The organism is Pilimelia columellifera subsp. columellifera, assembly GCF_039532605.1.
GTDB classification, from domain to species: domain Bacteria; phylum Actinomycetota; class Actinomycetes; order Mycobacteriales; family Micromonosporaceae; genus Pilimelia; species Pilimelia columellifera.
Window position 1 is genome coordinate 142,524 of record NZ_BAAARY010000006.1, and the last position, 21,109, is coordinate 163,632.

General features: G+C 71.5%; 18 protein-coding genes. 14 read left to right on the plus strand and 4 right to left on the minus strand.

Going from position 1 to position 21,109, the window contains the following annotated elements; translation table 11 throughout:
- The first annotated feature begins 94 nt into the window (after positions 1-94).
- From bluB to ABD287_RS09485, 3 genes are all read left to right on the plus strand, one after another.
- Positions 95-730 (plus strand): 5,6-dimethylbenzimidazole synthase, encoded by a 636-nt coding sequence (gene bluB / locus ABD287_RS09475; RefSeq protein WP_344171311.1) that lies wholly within the window; start codon positions 95-97, stop codon positions 728-730.
- 106 nt (positions 731-836) lie between these two features.
- Complete coding sequence (locus ABD287_RS09480; RefSeq protein ID WP_344171313.1) at positions 837-1,205, plus strand: MCP four helix bundle domain-containing protein; 369 nt, start codon at positions 837-839, stop codon at positions 1,203-1,205.
- A 71-nt stretch (positions 1,206-1,276) separates the two neighbouring features.
- Positions 1,277-1,417, plus strand: a complete 141-nt coding sequence (locus tag ABD287_RS09485; RefSeq protein ID WP_344171315.1) for a hypothetical protein — start codon at positions 1,277-1,279, stop codon at positions 1,415-1,417.
- A 133-nt stretch (positions 1,418-1,550) separates the two neighbouring features.
- Here the strand turns inward: ABD287_RS09485 and ABD287_RS09490 are convergent, their stop codons facing one another.
- The gene (locus tag ABD287_RS09490) at positions 1,551-2,687 is read right to left on the minus strand and encodes an RICIN domain-containing protein (RefSeq protein ID WP_344171317.1); all 1,137 of its coding nucleotides are present in this window, start codon (positions 2,685-2,687) and stop codon (positions 1,551-1,553) included.
- A gap of 378 nt (positions 2,688-3,065) precedes the next feature.
- Complete coding sequence (locus ABD287_RS09495; protein WP_344171379.1) at positions 3,066-4,547, minus strand: dolichyl-phosphate-mannose--protein mannosyltransferase; 1,482 nt, start codon at positions 4,545-4,547, stop codon at positions 3,066-3,068.
- Between the two features lie 171 nt (positions 4,548-4,718).
- Between ABD287_RS09495 and rsmI the strand changes: the two genes are divergently transcribed.
- Positions 4,719-5,576, plus strand: coding sequence for a 16S rRNA (cytidine(1402)-2'-O)-methyltransferase (gene rsmI, locus ABD287_RS09500; RefSeq protein WP_344171319.1), 858 nt, complete (start codon positions 4,719-4,721; stop codon positions 5,574-5,576).
- Positions 5,577-5,671: 95 nt separating this feature from the next.
- The gene (locus tag ABD287_RS09505; RefSeq protein WP_344171321.1) at positions 5,672-6,526 is read left to right on the plus strand and encodes a serine hydrolase; all 855 of its coding nucleotides are present in this window, start codon (positions 5,672-5,674) and stop codon (positions 6,524-6,526) included.
- Positions 6,527-6,550: 24 nt separating this feature from the next.
- Here the strand turns inward: ABD287_RS09505 and ABD287_RS09510 are convergent, their stop codons facing one another.
- A complete protein-coding gene (locus ABD287_RS09510) occupies positions 6,551-7,306 on the minus strand; it encodes a hypothetical protein (RefSeq protein ID WP_344171323.1) in 756 nt (251 codons plus the stop codon).
- Positions 7,307-7,447: 141 nt separating this feature from the next.
- Here ABD287_RS09510 and metG point away from each other — a divergent pair, with 141 nt between their 5' ends.
- Together metG and ABD287_RS09520 are read left to right on the plus strand one after the other, a co-directional pair.
- Positions 7,448-9,232 carry a methionine--tRNA ligase gene (gene metG / locus ABD287_RS09515; RefSeq protein WP_344171325.1) on the plus strand — a complete coding sequence of 595 codons (1,785 nt, stop codon included), beginning with the start codon at positions 7,448-7,450 and terminating at the stop codon, positions 9,230-9,232.
- A 129-nt stretch (positions 9,233-9,361) separates the two neighbouring features.
- Positions 9,362-11,782: a carboxypeptidase regulatory-like domain-containing protein gene (locus ABD287_RS09520; protein ID WP_344171327.1), complete on the plus strand. Its 2,421-nt coding sequence runs from the start codon at positions 9,362-9,364 to the stop codon at positions 11,780-11,782.
- A 10-nt stretch (positions 11,783-11,792) separates the two neighbouring features.
- Here ABD287_RS09520 and ABD287_RS09525 read toward each other — a convergent pair whose 3' ends face one another.
- Positions 11,793-12,836, minus strand: coding sequence for a hypothetical protein (locus tag ABD287_RS09525; RefSeq protein ID WP_344171329.1), 1,044 nt, complete (start codon positions 12,834-12,836; stop codon positions 11,793-11,795).
- Positions 12,837-12,987: 151 nt separating this feature from the next.
- Here ABD287_RS09525 and ABD287_RS09530 point away from each other — a divergent pair, with 151 nt between their 5' ends.
- The 7 genes from ABD287_RS09530 to ABD287_RS09560 all read left to right on the plus strand — a co-directional run bounded on the left by ABD287_RS09530 (position 12,988) and on the right by ABD287_RS09560 (position 21,049).
- Positions 12,988-13,731, plus strand: coding sequence for a Clp protease N-terminal domain-containing protein (locus ABD287_RS09530; protein ID WP_344171331.1), 744 nt, complete (start codon positions 12,988-12,990; stop codon positions 13,729-13,731).
- An 83-nt stretch (positions 13,732-13,814) separates the two neighbouring features.
- Complete coding sequence (locus ABD287_RS09535; protein WP_344171333.1) at positions 13,815-14,705, plus strand: TatD family hydrolase; 891 nt, start codon at positions 13,815-13,817, stop codon at positions 14,703-14,705.
- Complete coding sequence (rsmA, locus tag ABD287_RS09540) at positions 14,702-15,562, plus strand: 16S rRNA (adenine(1518)-N(6)/adenine(1519)-N(6))-dimethyltransferase RsmA (protein WP_344171381.1); 861 nt, start codon at positions 14,702-14,704, stop codon at positions 15,560-15,562. The genes ABD287_RS09535 and rsmA overlap by 4 nt, the downstream gene beginning before the upstream one ends.
- 164 nt (positions 15,563-15,726) lie before the next feature.
- Positions 15,727-16,674 carry a 4-(cytidine 5'-diphospho)-2-C-methyl-D-erythritol kinase gene (locus ABD287_RS09545; RefSeq protein WP_344171335.1) on the plus strand — a complete coding sequence of 316 codons (948 nt, stop codon included), beginning with the start codon at positions 15,727-15,729 and terminating at the stop codon, positions 16,672-16,674.
- A gap of 85 nt (positions 16,675-16,759) precedes the next feature.
- Positions 16,760-18,583, plus strand: a complete 1,824-nt coding sequence (locus tag ABD287_RS09550; RefSeq protein WP_344171337.1) for an ABC-F family ATP-binding cassette domain-containing protein — start codon at positions 16,760-16,762, stop codon at positions 18,581-18,583.
- A gap of 138 nt (positions 18,584-18,721) precedes the next feature.
- Positions 18,722-19,273, plus strand: coding sequence for an EF-hand domain-containing protein (locus ABD287_RS09555; RefSeq protein WP_344171339.1), 552 nt, complete (start codon positions 18,722-18,724; stop codon positions 19,271-19,273).
- A gap of 141 nt (positions 19,274-19,414) precedes the next feature.
- The gene (locus ABD287_RS09560) at positions 19,415-21,049 is read left to right on the plus strand and encodes a copper resistance CopC/CopD family protein (protein ID WP_344171341.1); all 1,635 of its coding nucleotides are present in this window, start codon (positions 19,415-19,417) and stop codon (positions 21,047-21,049) included.
- Positions 21,050-21,109 lie beyond the last annotated feature (60 nt).

The window sequence follows — 21,109 nt, forward strand, 5'->3', positions numbered from 1 at the left end:
CCGCTACGGCGGCCACCGGGCCCGATGCGTCGTTCGGGGCGCCAGCGTCCGGCCGTAGAGTTCCCGGGCCGTCGCCGTCGTCGAAGGGACAGTCATGACCGAAGGCTTCTACGAAGTGCTGCACCGCCGCCGGGACGTTCGGGCGGAGTTCACCGGCGCCCCGGTGGACCCGCCGGCCCTGCGTCGGGTGCTCGACGCCGCTCACGCCGCCCCCAGCGTCGGCCTGTCACAGCCGTGGGACTTCGTGCTCATCGAGGACCGGGCCACCCGGCAGGCCTTCCATGACCACGTCCGCGCCGAGCGGGACGTGTTCGCGGCGACGCTCAGCGCCGACGAGGCCGCGAAGTTCGCCCGGATCAAGATCGACGGGGTGCTGGAGTCGAGCCTGTCGGTGGTCGTCACCTATGACCCGGACCGGGGCGCGCCCGCAGTCCTGGGGCGGCACGCCATCGCCGACGCCGGCCTGTACTCGGTGTGCCTGGCGATCCAGAACCTGTGGTTGGCGGCCACCGCCGAGGGTCTGGGCGTCGGCTGGGTGTCTTTCTACCGCGAGCCGTACGTGCGGGAGCTGCTCGACATCCCTCACGGCATCCGTCCGGTGGCGTGGCTGTGCCTGGGTCCGGTCACCCGGCTGGCCGACACGCCGGATCTGGAACGGCACGGTTGGCGCTCCCGCGCCCCGCTGGAGGCAGCGCTGCACCACGACCGCTGGCAGCGCCGGACGGACTGAGGCGCGGTCCTCCGGTCACCGTCAAGCCGCGATCTTGATTGGCTCAGCAACGCTCGCACGCCTCCGAAGAGTCCCGGCGTCGTTGGCGTACAGGGGAGATGGCGGGATGAAGACAATCGGTGGGTTCTTGCGGGACCGGCCAATCGCGGTGAAGTTGGGGCTGGTGACCGGCATCGCCCTGGCATCGTTGGCGGTCACCGGCGTCGTCGCCGCGGTGAGTCTCGACCAGGCCACGGACCGAGCGCTGACCCTCCAGAGCGCCGCCCTGCACGCCCAGGCGCAGATGGAAGCCGACATGGCCCACGACGCGGTCAGCAGCGACCTGCTCCGCGTGATCGTCGCGACCAACGCCGCCGAACGTCAGTCAGCCACCGAGGACCTGTCAGCGTCCAGCGAGATGCTTCGGGACAAGCTCGTCTTGTTCCGCTCGACCGACGTCTCGCCGTCGGGGCGATCGCCCAGATCGCGTCGATAATCGAGCGGATCAACACCTACCAGACGACAATCGCCAGCGCAGTCACTCAGCAGACGGCGACGGCTGCCGAAATGAACCGTGGGATGGCGGAGGCGGCCGGCGGCGGCGAGGAGATCGCCCGCACGATGGCCGGACCGTCCCAGGCCGCCGCCCGCGAACTGGCTGAGATGTCCGAACAGCTGGTGAGCCTGGTGGGTCGATTCCGCCACTGAAGCGCCCGTCGGGCGCCTGACCGCCGGGTGGTGGCGGTTCTGGGCGCCTGATGGCGAATGGCCGGCAGGTCTGACCGTCACACGTGCGGTCGGGCCTGCCGGCTCATCTCCGTCAGCTGACGACTGGTCCCGGTCAGACGACGACCAGCTCCCAGTTCTGGGCGGTGCTGCCGTTGCAGCGGAACTGGGAGATCCGCAGGCCCTCGATCGCGGTTCCCGCCGGCACGTCCAGGCACTTGCCGGTCCGTTCGTTCCGCAGCGTGAAGACGTTGCCGGCCACGCTGGCCACCCAGCGCTGGTCGGCGTCGCCGGAGCAGCGCGTCAGCGCCACGGTGGCCAGGTCGAGCCGGTTGGGTGACTCCAGGCACTGGCCCGTGCCACGGTTGATGGCCACGAACCCACTGTCTTCACGAGCGAGCAGCCACTGCGGGTCGCTGCCGTCGAGGGCACAGCTCCGCTGGGTCACCTGGCGGCCCCGGGTCTCCCCGAGGCACATGTCGGTGGCCGCGGAGCGCAACGCGCCGATGCGGTCGCCCTCGTCCTGCGCCCGATCGGGGACCGGGGAGCTGGTGGGGCTGGGCCGGGCCGACGGCGACCGGGACGCTGTCCGGCTGGGTGTCGGCGAGGCGCTGGCCGATCGGCCGGTGTCGGGCGTCGCCGCGGGGCTGCTGGTCGGCTCGGCCGCGAACGGCGGAGCCGGCTCAGCGGCCACGCCGCCGTCGACCGCTGACTCAAGGTCGACCAGGCCGGTGACCAGGGCGACCCCGCCGAGCAGACCCAGCGCGCACACCCCGGACAGCAGCCAGGTCGACCGGGAGGTGGCCTTCCGTCGCCGGCCGATGACCGGGGCTTCCGCGGCGGCGGGCACAGCGGCGGCGACCGGCGACGGCAGGACGATCTTCGGAATCTCGGCGGTGTCGGAGATATCGCGGTCCGGCACGGACGCGGAAGCTCTGACAGTCGGTGCGCTTGGCGTGTCGGTAATGCCTGGCGCGCCGTCAGGTGTCGTGCCGCCGGCTCCGGCCGCGTCCGACTGGCCGGCGGGCATTCCGTCGAGGCCGCTGTGCTCGGTTGGGGCGTCCAGCGGCCGCGGGGTGGTGGCGTCCAGTCGCGGCGTGGAGCCGACAGCGGACGTCACGGGAGTGGCCGTCGCGGGCATCGGCGGCTCGGCTGTGGCGGCGGAGGCCGCCGACGCGCTGTCGGCCGCTGGCCTCCCGGGGTCGCCGATCTCCGGCTCGGTCGCGTCGCGGTCAGGGTTCTGGGTCGCCATGGCGATATCGTCGCCTGTGCTCGGCAAGCGCTGCTACCAGCGAAAACGTCTTCCTGGACGGCGCTGGTGCGGGTCTGGGCCGCCGACCGGCGGGCGGATGGGTCCAGTTGGCCGACACGATGACGAGACCGGCCAAACAAATCGGATGACATCACACATCGGGCATTCCGGTAGACCAGGGCCGCTCGCCGGGTCGCGCGGCGTGGTTGTGAATACCCCGGCCCACCGGTAAAGTCGGCGTGCGCGCCCCTATCGCCCGCTTCCCCCGTGGCTGGCGATCGGGGCGCGTCTTTACTTTCAACCTCATCTCCGGCAGTCCGCGCCGCGACCCGACCCGACCAAAGCTCGGGAGCGTACTCGCGGAGGGCAGGGCAGCGGTCAGACCCAGCGGTCTCCCAGGAGCATCCGCAGTTGCCAGTCCTCGTAGGGGATGGGCGTGCCGACGAACACCGGGTAGTACCAGGCGAAGCAGACCGCCACCGCCAACACGTAGGCGCCGGCGACCACCGCCCCGACCCGCCGCCGCGCCGGCGCCTCGTCCGTCCCGGCTCTGCCGATGAGCGCGCCGATGACGTAACACACGGCGAGGACGAGGAACGGCAGCGAGGGCAACGCGTAGAACGAGAACATCGTCCGGCTCTGGAACGCGTAGTAGAACCAGGGGAGCAGACCGGCGGCGACGCCCAGACCGATCGCGCCCGCGCGCCAGTCGCGCCGGGCCACGCCCAGCCAGGTCAGCGCCCCGAGAGCGGGCAGGAACGACCACCAGAGCAGCGGCGTGCCCAGCAGCAGCACCTCGGCGGCGCAGGACGCCGCCCCGCACGGTCCGTCGCCGGACCAGTAGAACGCCACCGGGCGTCCCAGCAGCAGCCACTGCCACGGCCACGACTGGTAGGTGTGTTTGCTGGACAGCCCACTGTGGAAGTTGAGCGCCTCCTGGTGGTAGTGCAGCAGGTTCTGCAGCGCGCCCACCACCGCCGGCTCGGAGCGTCCCTCGCTGGCCAGCCAGTGCCGGTAGTACCCGTCGTCCGACAGCAGCCACCCGGACCAGGACGCCAGGTAGACGGCGAACACGACGAGGCCGCACAGCGGGAGCCAGATCAGGCCGTCGCGCAGCGCCCGACGCCAGGGTCGTGTCGCGCCGGCGGTCCGGTAGGTGGCGGCGTCCCACCACAACACCATGACGAGGAGCGCCGGCACGAAGAACAACGCGCTCCACTTGACGGCCAACGCCGCCCCCAGCAGCACCGCGGCCAACAGCCGCCACCAGGGCACGCCTCGCAGACCACGGGCCGGGCCGGAGCGCTCGGCGTCCACGCCGGACGCGAGCGCCGCGAGCCACTGGCCCCGCCTGGCGTCGCGGTCGCGCAGCAGGGCGCCGAACGCGGCGAGCAGGAACAGCATGAGGAAGATGTCGAGCAGCGCGACGCGCGAGAGCACCATGTGGAAGCCGTCCAGCGCCATCAGCAGCCCGGCGGCGCAGCCAAGCACCGTCGAACGGAACAGCCGGCGGCCGATCCGCGCCAGCAGGACCACCGACACGATGCCCGCGACGGCGGCGGAGATCCGCCAACCGAACTCGTCGTAACCGAAGGCCTTCTCTCCGAGCGCGATCAGCCACTTGCCCAGCGGCGGGTGGACGACGTACTTGACCTCGTCCTTCTCCAGGTCCCACTCGACGCCACGTTGGAGCAGCGCCCACGCCTCGGTCGCGTAGTAGACCTCGTCGAAGATCTTTCCTTTGGGCTCGGCCAGGCCGACCAGGCGGACCACCGCGGCGATGGCCGCGACGCCGGCGGTGGCGGCCCAGGACCACCAGTAGCCGGGGCCGCGGTTCGGCGGCGCGACGAGCCGTCGCATGGTGATCGCCGGGACACCGTCGACGGGCGCGCCGTCAGGGGTGGCGGGCGGCGTCTGCGCCTGGGGCGCCGTCGGGGCCTGGGTTGCCGGTGCCGAAGTCACCCAGCGATCGTAGGCTGCGCAGCGGTGATCGCGTCGCACTCAGGGGCGCATACGTCGATGGAGGTCACGGTGTCGGACACGAACGTCGGCGGGCGGCTGGTGTTGCTGGGGGCGCCGCTGGGCAATGTCGGGGACGCCTCGACGCGGCTTCGTGAGTCGTTGGCCTCCGCCGATGTGGTGGCGGCCGAGGACACCAGACGGTTGTCCCGGCTGGCCCGTGACCTGGGTGTCGAGATCACCGGGCGGGTGGTGTCGTATTTCGAGGGCAACGAGTCCCGCCGCGGCGGCGATCTCGTTGCGGCCGTCGCCGGCGGGTCGACCGTCGCGGTGATCACCGATGGCGGGATGCCCAGCGTGTCAGACCCGGGTTTCCGGCTGGTGCGGGCGGTCCTGGACGCTGGCCTGCCGGTGTCGGTGGCGCCGGGACCATCCGCGGTGACGACGGCGTTGGCGCTGTCGGGGCTGCCCTGTGACCGCTTCTGTTTCGAGGGTTTCCTGCCGCGCAAGCCGGCCGAGCGCCGTGCGGCGCTACGCGCGCTGGCCACCGAACCGCGCACCGTGGTGCTGTTCGAGGCCCCGCACCGGCTGGCCGGCGCGTTGGCCGACCTGGTCGGGGCGTTCGGGCCGCAGCGCCCGGCGGCGGTCTGCCGGGAGATGACCAAGACCTACGAGGAGGTTCGCCGCGGCCCGCTCGCCGAGCTTGCGGAGTGGGCCGGCGCGGCTCAGGCCAGGGGCGAGATCACGCTAGTGGTGGGTGGCAGCCCGGCGGCGCGGGCGACGGCCTCGGACCAGGAGCTGCTGGCGGCGGTGGCGGCGCGCGAGGCCGCCGGGTCGTCGCGCCGGGACGCCGTCGCTGAGGTCGCGGAGGCGTTCGGCGCGCCGCGTCGGCGGGTCTACGCGCTCGCCCTGGGGGCATCCCCGGCGTGACGTCGGTTTGCCGATCCTGACTCTGGGGCAAGGCAAAGAGGATTCTCTCTTCCGCGGGGCTGGGCCTTCCGGTCCCTGAGCGGACGGAGTCAGCGATGCGCACAGGACCACAGCTGCTCGCCGCCCTCATCCTCAGCGGGTCGCTCGTCGCTCCGGCGCCGACGGCGGCGGCCGGGACCGGCGCCGTCCCCGGCCCGACGCTGCGGGCCGGGCCGGTGCGGTTGCCGATCAGAGGGTTCGCCTCATGGGCCTTCCTGGACCGCCGGACCGGACAGGTCGTCGGATCGCCCAACCGGGCCGCGGTCTCATCCACCGAATCGATGATCAAAGTCTGGATCATCGCCGACTACCTGCGCCGGCGGGCCCGCGGCAACTGGCTCACGCCCGTCCAACGGCGCGACACCTCCCGGGCGATCATCTGGAGCGACGACAACGCCGCCGAACGGCTCTACCGGGCCGGGGGCCGCGACAAGGTCATCCAGCGGCTCGTCATCACCTGCCGGCTCACCGACACCTACGTCGGCTACCGGGGCTGGTGGAGCCGGACCCAGATGTCAGCCCGGGACGCCGTCCGGATGGGCGACTGCATCCAGCGCGGCTGGGCCGCCGGTCCGCGCTGGACGCCGTACCTGATCGACCGGATGCGCCGGGTCCAGGGCTCGATGGCCACCTACCGGCCGTGGCGGACCTGGGGCGGCGGCCGCTGGGGCATCATCACCGGCGTGCCGCGGGCGGTGGTCCCCCGCACCGGGATCAAGAACGGCTGGACGCAGATCGGCAACGACCCGGTCCGCGGTCCGTACCGGGACCGGCACTGGCACGTCAACTGCCTCGCCGTGCATCCCGACTGGTCCGTGGCGGTGCTGCTGCGGTACCCCAGCCGGTACGCGCTCTCCTACGGGGCCCGCCGTTGCGCTCTGGTGGCCCGCCAGCTCAGCCGGCCGGCCTGAGCGCTCGAACCGGTCCGTCGGGCGTCACCAGGCGTAGCCGATGAAGCCGATCGTCAGCACGACCGGTCCGGCCAGGCAGCCCAGCAGCAGGTTCCGGCGGGCGTCCGGGTCCGGCAGCCGGCCGGCGCCGGTGGCCCAGGCGGCAGCGGCGCCGCAACCCAACGCCAGCAGCAGCGCGATGATCCAACGCAGGTGCAGCCCGGCCCCTTCGCCCACGTACGCGTGCGGCTCGTCCCGGTCCAGGATGCGGGCCTGGACCACCCGGCCGGCGTCCCCGTCCGCCGCGCCCAGCAGGCCCACCTTCTCGACGACGAACCCCGGCGACTCGAACCTGCCCACGCAACGACGGCCGACGCCGTCCCCGACGCATGAGGTGACAGTGGCCGTGCCCACCTCGCCGTGTCCCGCGGCCAGCAGCAGCGGGGTTGCCGCGACCCAGCTGAAGAACGCCGCCAGCAGGGCTAGCGGCACCAGGGCGGCCAGCGCCACGGCCGTCCGTGGCGGCCGGGCGGGGTCGGCGGCCCGCCGCGCCTGCGGCGCGGGCGGCAGCCCGGCATCCTCGTCGTCGCCGCGCCACCACTTCTCGGCGCCGTCCATCCCGCCCCACGGACCCGCGCCGGTCGCCGCCGAGCCGTTTCGCGGTGGCCCGGCGGGGCTGTCCGAGTTTTCGGCCGGCGGGTCGGCGCCTGGTGTGTCGGGCGTGTCCGAGGCCTCCGCCGAAACCGCGGTGGGGACCTCGTCCGGGGATGTTTCGGCAGCTCGGGACGCAGATGTACGCACGATCCTCATTGCACTACGCTCAGTCGCCGCGCCGGGGGACCCGGGCCGCGTGTCGCCGCACTTATCCGACCCGGGGTCGCTGGCGTCCGCCTGACGGACCTGCTCGCCGTAGTCGCGTCCAGGTCACTAGGGTGAGCTGTCATGAGCAGTGTTCTGGCAGCGGTGGCCTGGCCCTACGCCAACGGCCCCCGCCACATCGGCCACGTGTCCGGCTTCGGCGTTCCCTCCGACGTGTTCAGCCGGTACATGCGGATGGCGGGGCACGACGTGCTCATGGTCTCCGGCACCGACGAGCACGGCACCCCGATCCAGGTGCAGGCCGACGCCGAGGGGCTCACCGCCCGGCAGGCCGCCGACAAGTACAACCGGTACATCGTCGAGGACCTCCGGGCGTTGGGCCTGTCGTACGACCTGTTCACCCGCACCACCACCGGCAACCACTACGCCGTGGTGCAGGAGCTGTTCGAGGCGCTGGACGCCAACGGCTACATCGTCGCCAGGACGGCGATGGGCGCGATCTCGCCGTCCACCGGGCGCACTCTGCCGGACCGGTACATCGAGGGCGCCTGTCCGATCTGCCGCTACGAGGGCGCCCGTGGCGACCAGTGCGACAACTGCGGCAACCAGCTCGACCCGGCCGATCTCATCAACCCCAAGTCCAAGATCAACGGGGAGACGCCGGAGTTCCGCGAGACCGAACACCTCTACCTCGACCTGGCCGCCTTCTCCGACGCCCTCGGCCGCTGGCTGGACGGCCGCGAGGGCTGGCGTCCCAACGTGCTCAAATTCTCCCGCAACCTCGTCGAGGACCTGCGCCCCCGCGCCATCACCCGGGACCTCGACTGGGGGGTGCCGATCCCACGCGACGGCTGGGACACCAAGCGCTTCTATGTGTGGTTCGACGCCGTCATCGGCTACCTGTCGGCCTCGATCGAGTGGGCCCGCCGCAGCGGCGACCCCGACGCCTGGCGCCGCTACTGGCAGAGCCCGGACGCCCGCAGCTACTACTTCATGGGCAAGGACAACATCGTCTTCCACTCGCTCATCTGGCCCGGCATCGTCCTGGGCTACAACGGCGAGGGCGCCAACGGCGGCAAGCCCGGCGCGCGTGGGGCGCTCAATCTCCCCACCGAGGTCGTCTCCAGCGAATACCTGACGATGGAGGGCCGCAAGTTCTCCTCGTCCCGCCGGGTCGTCATCTACGTCCGTGACTTCCTCGAACGCTACGACGCCGACGCGCTGCGGTACTTCATCGCCGTCGCCGGACCGGAGACCACCGACACCGACTTCACCTGGGCCGAGTTCGTCCGCCGCAACAACGACGAGCTGGTCGCCGGCTGGGGGAACCTGGTCAACCGGTCCGTCGCGATGGCGGCGAAGAACTTCGGCGCCGTGCCGCCGGTCGACGCCGCCGGCCTCACCCCCGAGGACGAGGCGCTGCTGGCGTTCGCCCGCTCCGGTTTCGACGCCGTGGGCGATCTCATCGCCCGGCACCGGCACAAGCAGGCCGTCGGCGAGGCGATGCGGGTCGTGGCCGAGGCCAACCGGTACCTGTCGGACCAGGCGCCCTGGAAGCTCAAGGGCGAGGACGACAAGCCACGGATGGGGACCATCCTGCACGTGGCGCTCCAGGTCGTCCGAGACGCGAACACGTTGCTCACCCCGTTCCTGCCGCATTCGGCGCAGCGGGTTCACGAGCTGCTCGGCGGTCAGGGCGTGCACGCCCCGATGCCGCGTATCGAGCAGGTCGAGGACCTCGACGGCGGGCCTGCCTACCCGATCATCACCGGCGACTACACCGTCGGCGCGCGATGGGAGTCGCAGCCGATCGTGGCGGGCGCCCCGCTGGCCGCCCCGACGCCGGTGTTCCGCAAGCTCGACCCGTTGGTGGTCGAGGAGGAGCTGGCCCGCCTCGAACCTGCCTGACCACCAGCGGCGATCAGGGCTGATTCGTCCCGCTCGCCTGCTGGTCGTTCGGCCAGTTCCAGGCGTCTGGGATCGACGGCGGGCAAGTTTATCGATATAACCGTCGGTAGCCCCCACGATTGGAACGCGATGCGCCGATGCACGTCGAGCCGTCTCGTGCTCGTGCTCGCCGCCGTCGTCCTGACGGCGCTCGGCGCCATCCTGCCCGCCGTGGCGGCTGCGGCGTCCACCGCCGGCACGCTCGTCGTGTTCGTGGTCGAGAGCGCCGAGCGCCCCATGCCCAACGCGCGGGTCATGGTCTTCGACGACGACGGCGTCACCAAGCTTGACGAGCGGTCGACCAACGACGTCGGCGGCGTCGTCTTCCCGGATCTGGCCGACGGCCGGTACAAGATCTTCCTGCGGGCCCACGGGATGGACATGTGGGCGCCGGGCGTCGAGCAGGTCGGAGACGCGGCCACCTACACGGTGCGGGGCGGCCGGCAGACGACCGTCACCGTCACCGCCCTCCCGCACGCGGTGGTCTCCGGCGAGCTGGTCGGCGGTGACGGCTTCCCGATCGTCGTCGGGTCCTTGGTGGTGGAGCCCCTCGGCGATTTCGGCTTCCGGATGGAGGGACGGCTCGACGGCGAGGGCAAAGCCACCCTGCGGGTCGCCCCCGGGACCTACCGCGTCGGGTTCGCCACCGGCGGCGCCGTCCAGTGGGCGCCCGGCCGGATCGCCGCTGACCAGGCCGCCGAGCATGAGCTGGCGGTCGGCGATCGGATCGAGGTCCGCGAGGTGACGTTGCCGGTCGGGTCCCTGCGGGGCACGGTCGTGGACGCCGCTGGGGAGCCGGTTCCCGGCGTCGCGGTGCGCCTGCACACCGGCACGGTCCCCATGCACGAGGCGTTCACCAACCGGCGCGGCATCTACGAGATCGAGCGGGTGTATCCGGGCTCGTACCGGGTGTCGTTCGACGCCAGTCGCGGGATGCCGCAGTGGGCGCCCGGCAAGACCCGCCCGGCCGAGGCGACCACGGTCGCCGTCGCCGCCGGCGCGGCCCGCACGCTCGACGAGACCCTGCTGCCCACCGGGGACATCACCGGCACGCTTCTGGACGCCGTGGGCGCGCCGATCCAGGGCGGGATCGTGACGGTCATCGCCCGCCCCGACGCCGGGGCCTTCGACCACACCGTCGAGACCACCGACGAACGGGGACAGTTCACCGTCCGCGGGATCAGCGTCGGCGAGTACACACTTGGTTTCGCCACCCCGCAGGGGCGTCGCCAGTACAGCCGCGGCCGGCTGACAATCGATACCGCCGATCCGGTCACGGTCCGCGCCGGTGAGCCCACCGTCGTCGAGGAGCGGATCGTCCCCGGGCGCACGCTGGAGCTGGTCGCGGTGGACGCCAGGTCCGACCAGCCGGTCCCGAACTTCTGCGCCTCCCTCGTCGGCCCGGACGTCAGCCGCATCCCCGACGACGCCCCCGGCGGCCCGCCGGGCGGCTGCACCACCTCGGGCTCGCTCATCCTCACCGATCTCGCGCCCGGCGAGTACCAGGCGACGGTGCGCCCGCGCGACGGCCACCTGCCGGTCGTCCGCGCGGTCCGGGTGGCCGCGGAACGGCCCGGCAAGAGCGCCCGAGCCGTCGTGCGGGTCCCGCGCGGGGGCCGGATCGCGGTGGCCGTCACCGCGGCCGAGACGGGCGAGCCGGTCGTGGGCGCCGAGGTGTACGCGACGCCGGTCCACGCCACCGTCGACCGACCGGCGCCGTTCTCGACCGCCGCCGCCGGCACGGCGACCAGTCAGGCTCTGTCCCCCGGCCGGTACCAGCTGTTCGTGGAGCCACGCAACAGCGCCCTCGGCCGCCAGTGGGTCGGCCCGTCCGGCGGCGTGGGCCAGCGGGGCGCCGCTGCCGCGATCAGCGTCACCGCCGGGGGAACGGTGACGGCGCCTCCGATCGTGCTGGACCGGGCGGGCGTCATCCAGGGGCGGGTGACGTCGGAGGCCACCGGGAAACCGATGCCGGCGGTGGTGACGTGGCGCGCCGAGGTCGGCAGCGGCGTACGGGTCGACTCCGTCAACACGGACGCTTTCGGCCGCTTCGTCGCCGGTGGCTTCGGACCCTACGCCTGGCCGCTGCGCTTCACCAACGGCTCGGTCGCCCGCCAGTGGTCGGGCGGCGTCGCGGACGAGGCGGCCGCCGCGACCGTCGAGGTGGTCGCCGACGACACCGTCGGGTTGGACGCCGGGCTTGTCCGGGGCGTGCCGGTTCACGGTCTGGTCACCGCCCACGACTGGGCCGCGACGACGGTGACGGCGGTCAGCGCCACGACCGGTCTGCCGTTGGACACCGTCCGGGCTGATCCGATGAGCAACGGTTACCGGCTGCGGGTTCTGCCGGGGCAGTGGGTGAAGCTGCGGCACACGGTGCAGACCGCCACCTGCCGGGTCACCGCCTGGCACGAGCGCGCGGACAGCTTCCGCCGGGCCGTGGCGGTCCAGGTCGGGTCGGACGGGGCGAAGGTCCGGCTGGTCACCTCCCGCCCGCCGGGCCGTCGCTGAGCCGACCTGGTCACAGCGGATAGTGGTGGTCGGTGGTCCAGCGTTCGTTGATGTCGCCGACCGGGGCCCAGGTCTCGTAGACGCCACGTTCGTGGCACTGGGCAGCCAGGGTGGCGACCTGGTCGGCGTCCGGCTGGCACAGCCGCAGGCGGGCCCAGCCGCCGTCGTCGCTGACGACCGCGCAGCGGACGCCGCGCCAGTTGGCGTAGCGGGTCCGCCGGACCAGGGACTCGACCGGGTACCGGGCGGCCCGTGACATCGCCAGCACCCGGAACTCTGGCGGGTCGGCGACGGTGTCGTGTTCGTCGCCGCGGAACTGGCCGATGAGCCGGCTGGTGCCCCGGTCAGCTGTCGGCACGGGCAGGTACTCCTGGTCGGCGGCTGGTCCCAGCGCGGCGAGCAGGCCGCGCCACCGGGCGCCGGCCATCCGCAGCCAGCCGCGCTGCTCGGGCTGGTAGCTGTAGAGGGTGACCTCGTCGCCGTCGGCGGTGTGGGCCAACAGCGAGGCGTGCGCCGGCATCGGGAGGTCGAGCAGGTCGGTGGTGAGGAACTCGGGGATGAGGTGCTGCGCGCTGGGCGTGAAGCCGGTGCCGAGCACCGGCGGCCCGACCCGGTAGCCGGACGGCATGGTGATGAGTCCGAGGTGGTCGGCGGGCGTGGGGACCGTGTAGTCGGACGGGTCGATCGCCCGCCACCGTAGGACGTAGGCAATGTCCGGCCGGTCGGTGTGGCTGTCGTTGTCGGTGCGGAGCAGTCGTAGCCCGTCGGGGGAGCGGAGCAGCTCGGCGGCGTCCCATTCGCGGTAGCAGAAGCCGGTGGCGAGCCAGCCTTTGAGGTAGCCGGTGACCTGCCGGGCCGAAAGCACCTTCATCATCCGGGTTCCGCGGCGGATGCCCGCGGTCTGGCGGATCAGCTCCAGATGCGGGTCGGGTTGCCGGGTCGGAGTCTGGGAGAGTCGGTGGACGTGCTCCCAGCCGCCGCTGTCGCGGCTGACAGGGGCCATGAGCGGGACCTCCGCCGGTCCGTCGTACGTCGCGGCGGCACTGCTGCGCATTACGGAGCCTACGGTCACCGGCGCAACGTATCGGCGTTCGGCGGCGGGGGGGTTAACAGTGGATGGACCGGGCGGATAGCCGGACCCGGCACGCCTGGCAATCGTCAACTCAGGGTTGACGAGACGCCACCCGTCAACTTAGAGTTGACGAATGACTGAGCCTGTGGGAAACCCGCACCCGATCCGCCTCGACGACCTCATCGACGGCATCAAGAAAACCCGTACCGACCCGTTGGAACAGCTCTCCGACGCGGTCATGGTGGCCGACCACCTCGGCGACGTCGCCGACCACCTCATCGGCCACTTCGTCGACCAAGCCCGACGCTCCGGCGCATCCTGGACCGACATCGGCCGCAGCATGGGCGTCACCAAGCAGGCCGCCCAGAAGCGGTTCGTCGCCAAAGACCCCGGGGAACCCTCCGACCTGGACCCAAACCAGGGCTTCCAGCGGTTCACCGTCAAGGCGCGAAACGTCGTCATGGCAGCCCAGCACGAGGCCCGCACGGCTGGCAACGCCGAGATCGGGCCCGCGCACCTGATCCTCGGGCTGACCAGCGAGCCGACGGCCATCGCCATGACGGCGCTCGCCGCGCAGCGGATCACCACCGACGCCGTCCGCGCCGCCGCCACCGCCGCCCTCCCGCCGGCCACCCAGTCACCGGAGCTCATCCCGTTCGACGCCGGGGCGCGCAAGGCGTTGGAGCTGACCTTCCGCCAGGCCCTGCGGCTGGGCCACAACTATGTCGGCACCGAGCACATCCTGCTGGCCCTGCTGGACCAGGAGAACGGCGACGGCGTCCTGACCGGCCTCGGCGTCGACCGGGCCGCCGCCGAAGCCCACGTCGCCGCAGCGGTGGCGGCCGCCGTCGCCGCGAGCAAGCAGGCCACACAGTGACGCCAGCGGGCCCACGCGTCACCGCCGGCCGGCAGCGTCCCGGCCGTGTTCGGGCCCTCGGGCATGTGTGATGCTGGGCGGCGATGAGTGAGCCCACTGAGCCGCGCCAGCAGCGCGCCGCCCGCCGCGCCGGCGAGTTCCCGCCACCCCCGCCGCCGCTGGCCGTGCCGGTCCCCGACAGCCACACCCACCTCGATCTGACGGTCGCCGAGCCCGGCATCGCCGCCCTCGCGCCGGGCGACCGCGAGCCGGTGCGCGCCGCGATCGACGCCGCCGCCGCCGTGGGGGTCGACCGGCTCGTGCAGGTCGGCGTCGACGTGGCGTCGTCGGCGTGGGGCGCCACGCTCGCCCAAACCCATCCCGAGATCGTCGCCACGGTGGCGCTGCACCCCAACGAGGCCCCCAGGCTGGCTGACCTCGACGCCGCGCTGCACGAGATCGAGGCGCTCGCCGCCCACCCGCGGGTCCGCGGCATCGGCGAGACCGGCCTGGACGCCTTCCGCACCGGCGAGCAGGGCAGGACCGCCCAGGAGGCCAGCTTCCGCGCCCACATCGCCATCGCCAAGCGGCACGGCAAGGCGCTGGTCATCCACGACCGCGAGGCGCACGCCGACGTGCTGCGCGTCCTCGACGACGAAGGCGCGCCGGACACCGTCGTGCTGCACTGCTTCTCCGGTGACGCCGACTTCGCCGCCGAGTGCGTCCGGCGCGGCTACCTGCTCAGCTTCGCCGGCGTCGTCACCTTCGGCAGCGCCGAACCGCTGCGGGCGGCGGCGGCGATCACCCCGTTGGACCAGATCCTCGTCGAGACCGACGCCCCCTTCCTGACGCCGACGCCCTTCCGGGGGCGGCCCAACGCCTCCTATCTGCTCCCGCTTACCGTGCGGTCGCTCGCCGAGGTCAAAGGCGTCGACGTCGACGAGCTGTGCGCGGCGGTCTCGGCCACCAGCGACCGGGTCTTCGGGCCGTGGTGACGCCGCTGCTGGGCCCGGCGGAGATCCGCCGACTGGCCGCCGCCCTCGGGGTCGCCCCGACGAAGAGACTCGGCCAGAACTTCGTCCACGACGCCAACACCGTCCGCCGGATCGCCGCCGCCGCGGAGCTGACCGCCGACGATGTCGTCGTCGAGGTGGGCCCGGGGCTCGGCTCGCTGACCCTGGCGCTGCTGCCGCTGACCCGACACGTCTACGCGGTGGAGCTGGACGCGGCGCTCGCCACCGCGCTGCCCGGAACGGTGACCGAGTTCGCCGGCGCTGAGGCCGCCGCCCGCCTCACCGTCCGGCATCTCGACGCCCTCAGACTCACCGCCGACGACCTGCTTGACGCCGGCGAGCCGACGGCGCTGGTGGCGAACCTGCCGTACAACGTGGCCGTCCCGGTGGTGTTGCGGCTGCTGGCCGAGCTGCCGTCGCTGCGCCGCGGCCTGGTGATGGTGCAGAAGGAGGTCGCGGACCGGATGGTCGCCGGACCCGGGTCGAAGGTGTACGGGGTCCCCAGCGTCAAACTGGCCTGGCACGCTGAGGCGCGTTCGGCCGGCAGGGTGCCGCCGAACGTTTTCTGGCCGGTTCCCAACGTCGACTCCGGGCTGGTGGCCTTCACCCGGCGTGAGCCGCCGCCGGGGGCCGACCGGCGGGCGGTCTTCGCGGTTGTCGACGCGGCGTTCGCGCAGCGGCGCAAGATGCTGCGGGCCGCGTTAGCCGGCTGGGCCGGCGGGTCGGGGGCCGCAGTCGCCGTGCTGGAACGTGCGGGGGTGCCGCCGACGGCCCGTGGCGAGGAGCTGACGGTCGTCGAGTTCACCGCGATCGCCGCCGCCCGGCAGCGCGCGGGCTGACCCGGCCGTCGGCCCTGCCCGATGCCCTCGTCCGAGTAGGCTGAGCGACGTGTCAGCGAGGAGGAGGCGATCATGATCGCGCAGCCCGTGGCCCCGGCGCGTGTTGATGACCGGTCGACCGATCCGACGCGCCAGGGACTGCTGCCGATCCGGGACCTCGTTCCGTGACCGAGGCGTGGCGGCCGGACGACGACCGTCCGCGTCGGCCCTCGGGTCCGGTGCGCGTCCGCGTCCCCGCGAAGATCAACCTTCACCTCGGCGTGGGCCCCCTGAGGGCCGACGGCTACCACGAGCTGACCACCGTCTACCACGCCATCGGTCTGTACGACGAATTGACCGCCCGCCCGGGAGACACCCTGACGCTGACCATGGCCGGCGAGGGGGCCGGCGAGCTGGTACTGGACGACAGCAATCTCATCATCCGGGCGGCGCGGGCGTTGGCCCGGCGCACCGGTCTGCCGGCCCTGGCACGGCTGCACCTGCGCAAGCACATCCCGTTGGCCGGCGGCCTGGCCGGCGGCAGCGCCGACGCCGCCGCGGCGCTCGTCGCCTGCGACGCGCTGTGGGGCGCCGGACTGTCCCGCGAGGAGCTGGCCGAGGTGGCCGTCGAACTGGGCTCGGACGTGCCGTTCCTGGTCTACGGCGGCACCGCCCTGGGCACCGGTCGGGGCGAGATCGTCAGCCCGGTGCTGGTGCGTCCGGCGAACTGGCACTGGGTGGTCGCGGCCGCAGACGGCGGCCTGTCCACTCCTGAGGTCTACCGGGAGCTGGACCGGCTCCGCGGCGCGGGGGCCGCGCCGCCTCCGCTGGGCAGCACCGACCCGCTGCTGGCGGCGCTGCGGCAGCGTGATCCCGGGGTGCTGGCCCAGGCCCTGGGCAACGACCTCCAGGCCGCCGCGCTGTCGCTGCGCCCCGACCTGGCCGACACTCTCGCCGCGGGGGTCGCCGCCGGGGCGCTCACCGGGCTGGTTTCCGGTTCTGGCCCGAGCTGCGTCTTCCTGACCCGCACCAGCGATGCCGCCACCCGCATCGCCGCCGCGCTGAAGGAGTCCGGGACGTGCCGTTCGGCCGAGGCGGTCCAGGGCCCGATGGCCGGCGCCAGGGTCGCCTGACCTACCCCTCGTCGTAGGTGGTTGCTCATATGGCAGCGTCGCCGCCGGTCGACGAACCCAGAGCGGGCAGTAGTCTGATCCGGATATGGCTAACATCATCAACCTGGACCGGGTTTCCAAGGGCTACGGGCCGGTCGGGCAACTACTCACTGACGTGTCGCTCGGTATCGCCGATGACGACATGATCGGCGTGGTGGGTCTCAACGGCGCCGGCAAGACCACCCTCCTGCGCATGTTGACCCGCCAGGAGGAACCCGACGACGGCCGGGTCACCCACCGCCGAGACCTACGAGTCGCCTCGTTGCCGCAGCGGTTGGATCTTGGGGCGACCGCCACCATCCGAGACATCGTCCTCGGAACGGCCTGGCTGGATGAGGGCTTCGGCGCCGAGCATGAGTGGGCGGGCGACACTGGAGTGCGCACCATCCTCGACGGCCTGGGTATGGGATACCTCGGTTTGGACAGCGCGGTCGGGCCGATGTCCGGCGGCGAGCGCCGCCGTGTCGCCCTCGCCGCACTTCTCGTGCGGTCAGCTGACCTGCTGATTCTGGACGAGCCGACCAACCACCTCGACCTCGCCGGTGTCGCCTGGCTCGCCGGGCATCTGAAAAGCCGTCGGGGCGCGGTCATCGTGGTCACCCATGACCGCTGGTTCCTCGACGAGGTCTGCAACGCCACCTGGGAGGTCGTCGACCAGACCGTTCGCGCCTACGAAGGCGGCTTCGCCGCCTGGACCCTGGCCCGCATCGAACGCCAACGCGTCGCCGCCACCACCGAAGCGCGCCGCCAGAACCTGCTGCGTAAGGAAATCGCGTGGCTTCGGCGCGGCCCGCCAGCGCGCACCTCGAAACCGAAGTTCCGCATCGACGCCGCCAACGCGTTAATCGCCGACGTGCCCCCGGTGCGGGATTCCGTGTCCCTGCGACGCATGGCCACCGCCCGCCTCGGCAAGCAGGTCTACGACCTCAAGGACGTCAGCCTGCGCGGCGGCGACAAGGTCCTGCTCACCGACGTGACGTGGCAGGTCGGCCCAGGCGAACGAGTCGCCATCCTCGGCGCGAACGGAGCAGGAAAGACGACCCTGCTGCGGCTGCTGGCCGGGCAGCGCGAACCGGACGCCGGAACCTGCAAAGTCGGCGCCACCGTACGGGCGGCGTTCCTGTCGCAGGAACTGACCGAGCTACCCGGCCACCTACGGCTACTGGAAGCGGTCGAAGACGTCGCCCGGCGGGTGAAGCTCGGCGACCGTGACATGTCAGCGTCGCAGCTGGCTGAAGTATTCGGGTTCACCGATCGGCGCCTCTGGACACCTGTGTCGGACCTGTCCGGCGGTGAACGCCGTCGGCTTCAGCTGCTGCGCCTACTGGCCACCGAACCGAATGTGTTGATCTTGGATGAACCGACCAACGATCTGGACACCGACACCCTCGCCTCGCTGGAGGACCTGCTCGACTCGTGGCCGGGAAGCATCATCGTGGCCAGCCACGACCGTTACCTGATCGAACGAGTAACCGACAACGTGTTCGGGATGCTCGGCGACGGCCGCCTCACCCACCTACCCGGCGGAGTGCAGGAGTACCTCACCCGCCTGGCCAGCGGTTCGGCGGCCCAGTTCGGCGTGGGCGAATCACGGTCAACCCAGCCCGGCGGCCAGGCTGACCGTGCCGCCGAAAGCAGCGGGCTGACCCCGGCGAAAGTCCGCGAGGGACGTAAAGAGCTTTCCCGCTTAGAGCGGCAGGTCAGTAAGCTGACCCAGAAACAGAAAACCCTCCACGAACAACTCGCCCAGGCCGCCGCTGACTTCAGTCAGCTAGCGGTCCTTGACGCGCAACTCAAAAGCGTATCGGCGGAGATCCAGGCCACCGAGGAACAGTGGATGGCGCTCGCCGAGCAACTCCCTGACCAGTAGCCGGGCAGCCGTCGGGGCCGCTGTTCTGACCTCAGCCGGGACAAACAGAGGACGATTAGTCGCCGAACTGGGTTTAGTCCGCGTCCATGGGGGTTCTTCTACTGAACCGGTGGAAGACATCATGGAAGGAGTCGGCCCTTGACCAGGACGATGCAGGACATCATCAGCATCAAGCTCGAACGTAGTTTCGACACCATGGACGCCAACCACGACGGCTACGTGGATTGGACGGACTACCAGCAGCTCGCTGACCGCTACATCCAGGCATACAGGCTCGATAAGGGCGACCGCCGGTCGCGGGCGCTCCAGACCTTCACCCAGATCTACTGGCTGGAGCTGCTGCGCCACTCGGGCGTCGAAGCGGACCGGCTCACGAAGGAGCAGTTCGTCACGGCCAACCGTCTCGCGGTCATCGATACCAGCCGCCTCAACGTGGTCGAGGGCGGCGGCCACGCGATCTTCGACGTCATCGACGGCGACGGCGACGGCGAGATCAGCAAGGACGAGTTCGCCCGCTTCCTGAGGGACGTGTGGAGGAGCGACGCGCCCGATGCGATGGACTCGTTCACCAGGTTGGATACCGACGGCGACGGCGCGATCTCACGGCAGGAGTTCATCCGCTCGATCCGTGAGCACTATCTCTCCAACGACCCGGACGCGCCTGGCAGCCTGTTCTTCGGGCATGTCTGACCCACCGATGCCAGGATTCTTCCGGTCTGACCGGAAGCCTCTACGGCCACCCCTGGACCCTTGTCCAGGGGCAGCCGTCGCCGGGACGTGACCCGTCTCCGCCGACCGCCGCGACTGCCACGATGGGCTGCTGCTGCCGCGTTGGCGATCGTCGGCGCGCTGTCGGTCCTGGTCGGGCCGGCGCAGCCGGCAAGCGCGCACGCGATTCTGACGGCGACGACGCCGACGCGGGGATCGGTCATCCCACAGGCCCCATCGACGGTTGTGCTGGTGTTCAACGAACCGGTCGTCCCGGCGCCGGGCAGAACCCAGGTGGTGGCGCCCGACGGGAAGCGGATCAGCGTCGGCGACCCTGTCAGCGAAGGTCGGCGCTTGTCCATCGCGATCCGGGCGGCGGACCGGCCGCTTGGCACGTACGTGGTGAGCTACCGCATCGTGTCGGTCGATAGTCATACGATTTCCGGCGCGTTCGCTTTCTCTGTCGGCGCCCCGTCAAAAGCTCGACCGCCTGCCGAGGACGCGGGGGTGAACCCGACCGTGGAGACAGCAGCCGCGGTCGCCAGGTACCTCGGCTACGTCGGCCTGACCCTCGCGATCGGTCCGTTCCTGATACTGCTCGTCATGTGGCCGCGGCGGTTATCCAAGCGTGGACCGTTGCGCATGGTTGGGACCGGGTTCGGGCTGTTGACGGTCGCGACCCTGGCGTCGCTGTGGCTACAGGCGCCGTACAGCTCCGGGGCGGCTCTGTTCGATGTCTCGGCCGCGGAACTGCGTCAGGTTACGCTCAGCCCGTTCGGGACGGTGCTGCTCGCCCGCCTGGTCCTGATCGCCGTCGCCGCCGTGCTGGTCCGCCAGGTCCTCCGGGCAGAAAGATCGAGCCTCAGGGCAGACAGATCGAGGCTGACGCGGATCGGCCTGGTCGCGGTCCTGCTCGCCGGGTCAGCGACGTGGCCGTTGGCAGGCCATCAGATCGCCTCTCCGCTCTCCGCGGTCATGGTGGCAGCAGACATGGCCCATCTGATCAGCATGGCGGTGTGGCTGGGCGGCCTGGCGCTACTGGCCGGTTTCCTCCTGCGCCGGGCCGACCCTCGGGAGCTGCACATCATCCTTCCTGTCTGGTCAGGTTGGGCCGCCGCGGCGGTGTGCTGTCTGGTCGTGGCCGGAGTCATTCAGGCCCTCGTCCAGGTCGGCGCACCACAATTTCTACTGAAGACCGATTACGGACGGCTCATCATCGCCAAACTGGCGTTGACGGCCGGCGTACTGGCTGTCGCGGTCATTTCCCGGCGGCTGGCGCGCCGACGCAGGGGCTCCTCCTACGCGACGTCGCTTCGACGGTCGGTATGGGGCGAGTTGGGCCTCGCCGCGGTGATCCTGGCAGCCAGCGCCGCGCTGGCGCAGACCACACCCGCGCGATTGGCGGCCATCGAAGTCACCGCGCAGGCGAAAGCCAAAGGATTCGTGACCACTCTCAACAGCCCGCTGTACGCCGTGCAGTTCGAGATCTTCCCCGTGCAGCTCGGGGAGAACAACACCTTCCACGGCTTCGTCTACACACCCGACGGCAAGCCACTCAACGTGGCCGAGTGGAAGGTCACCGCCGCGCTGCCCAGCAAGGGCATCGAGCCTATGGACAACCCGGTCGCGCCCCTGCTCGGCAATCAGGGCCTTGGCGGTATCAACTTTCCGGTGCCTGGCGACTGGCAACTCAGATTGACCATACGCACTTCCGAGATCGAACAGGCGACCGTCACTACGACCGTGTCGGTCGAATAGCCAGTATCCGTCGAGGTGATCGTCATGGAGGGGTGGGCGGGCGCACCTGTCGCCGAGCGT

Coding starts and splice junctions, on each gene's coding strand:
- ABD287_RS09550 (WP_344171337.1), top strand. CDS start 16,760: ATGGCTAACATCATCAACCTGGACCGGGTTTCCAAGGGCTACGGGCCG.
- ABD287_RS09535 (WP_344171333.1), top strand. CDS start 13,815: ATGAGTGAGCCCACTGAGCCGCGCCAGCAGCGCGCCGCCCGCCGCGCC.
- ABD287_RS09505 (WP_344171321.1), top strand. CDS start 5,672: ATGCGCACAGGACCACAGCTGCTCGCCGCCCTCATCCTCAGCGGGTCG.
- ABD287_RS09485 (WP_344171315.1), top strand. CDS start 1,277: ATGAACCGTGGGATGGCGGAGGCGGCCGGCGGCGGCGAGGAGATCGCC.
- ABD287_RS09490 (WP_344171317.1), bottom strand. CDS start 2,687: ATGGCGACCCAGAACCCTGACCGCGACGCGACCGAGCCGGAGATCGGC.
- metG (WP_344171325.1), top strand. CDS start 7,448: ATGAGCAGTGTTCTGGCAGCGGTGGCCTGGCCCTACGCCAACGGCCCC.
- ABD287_RS09520 (WP_344171327.1), top strand. CDS start 9,362: ATGCGCCGATGCACGTCGAGCCGTCTCGTGCTCGTGCTCGCCGCCGTC.
- ABD287_RS09480 (WP_344171313.1), top strand. CDS start 837: ATGAAGACAATCGGTGGGTTCTTGCGGGACCGGCCAATCGCGGTGAAG.
- ABD287_RS09530 (WP_344171331.1), top strand. CDS start 12,988: ATGACTGAGCCTGTGGGAAACCCGCACCCGATCCGCCTCGACGACCTC.
- ABD287_RS09525 (WP_344171329.1), bottom strand. CDS start 12,836: ATGCGCAGCAGTGCCGCCGCGACGTACGACGGACCGGCGGAGGTCCCG.
- ABD287_RS09495 (WP_344171379.1), bottom strand. CDS start 4,547: ATGCGACGGCTCGTCGCGCCGCCGAACCGCGGCCCCGGCTACTGGTGG.
- bluB (WP_344171311.1), top strand. CDS start 95: ATGACCGAAGGCTTCTACGAAGTGCTGCACCGCCGCCGGGACGTTCGG.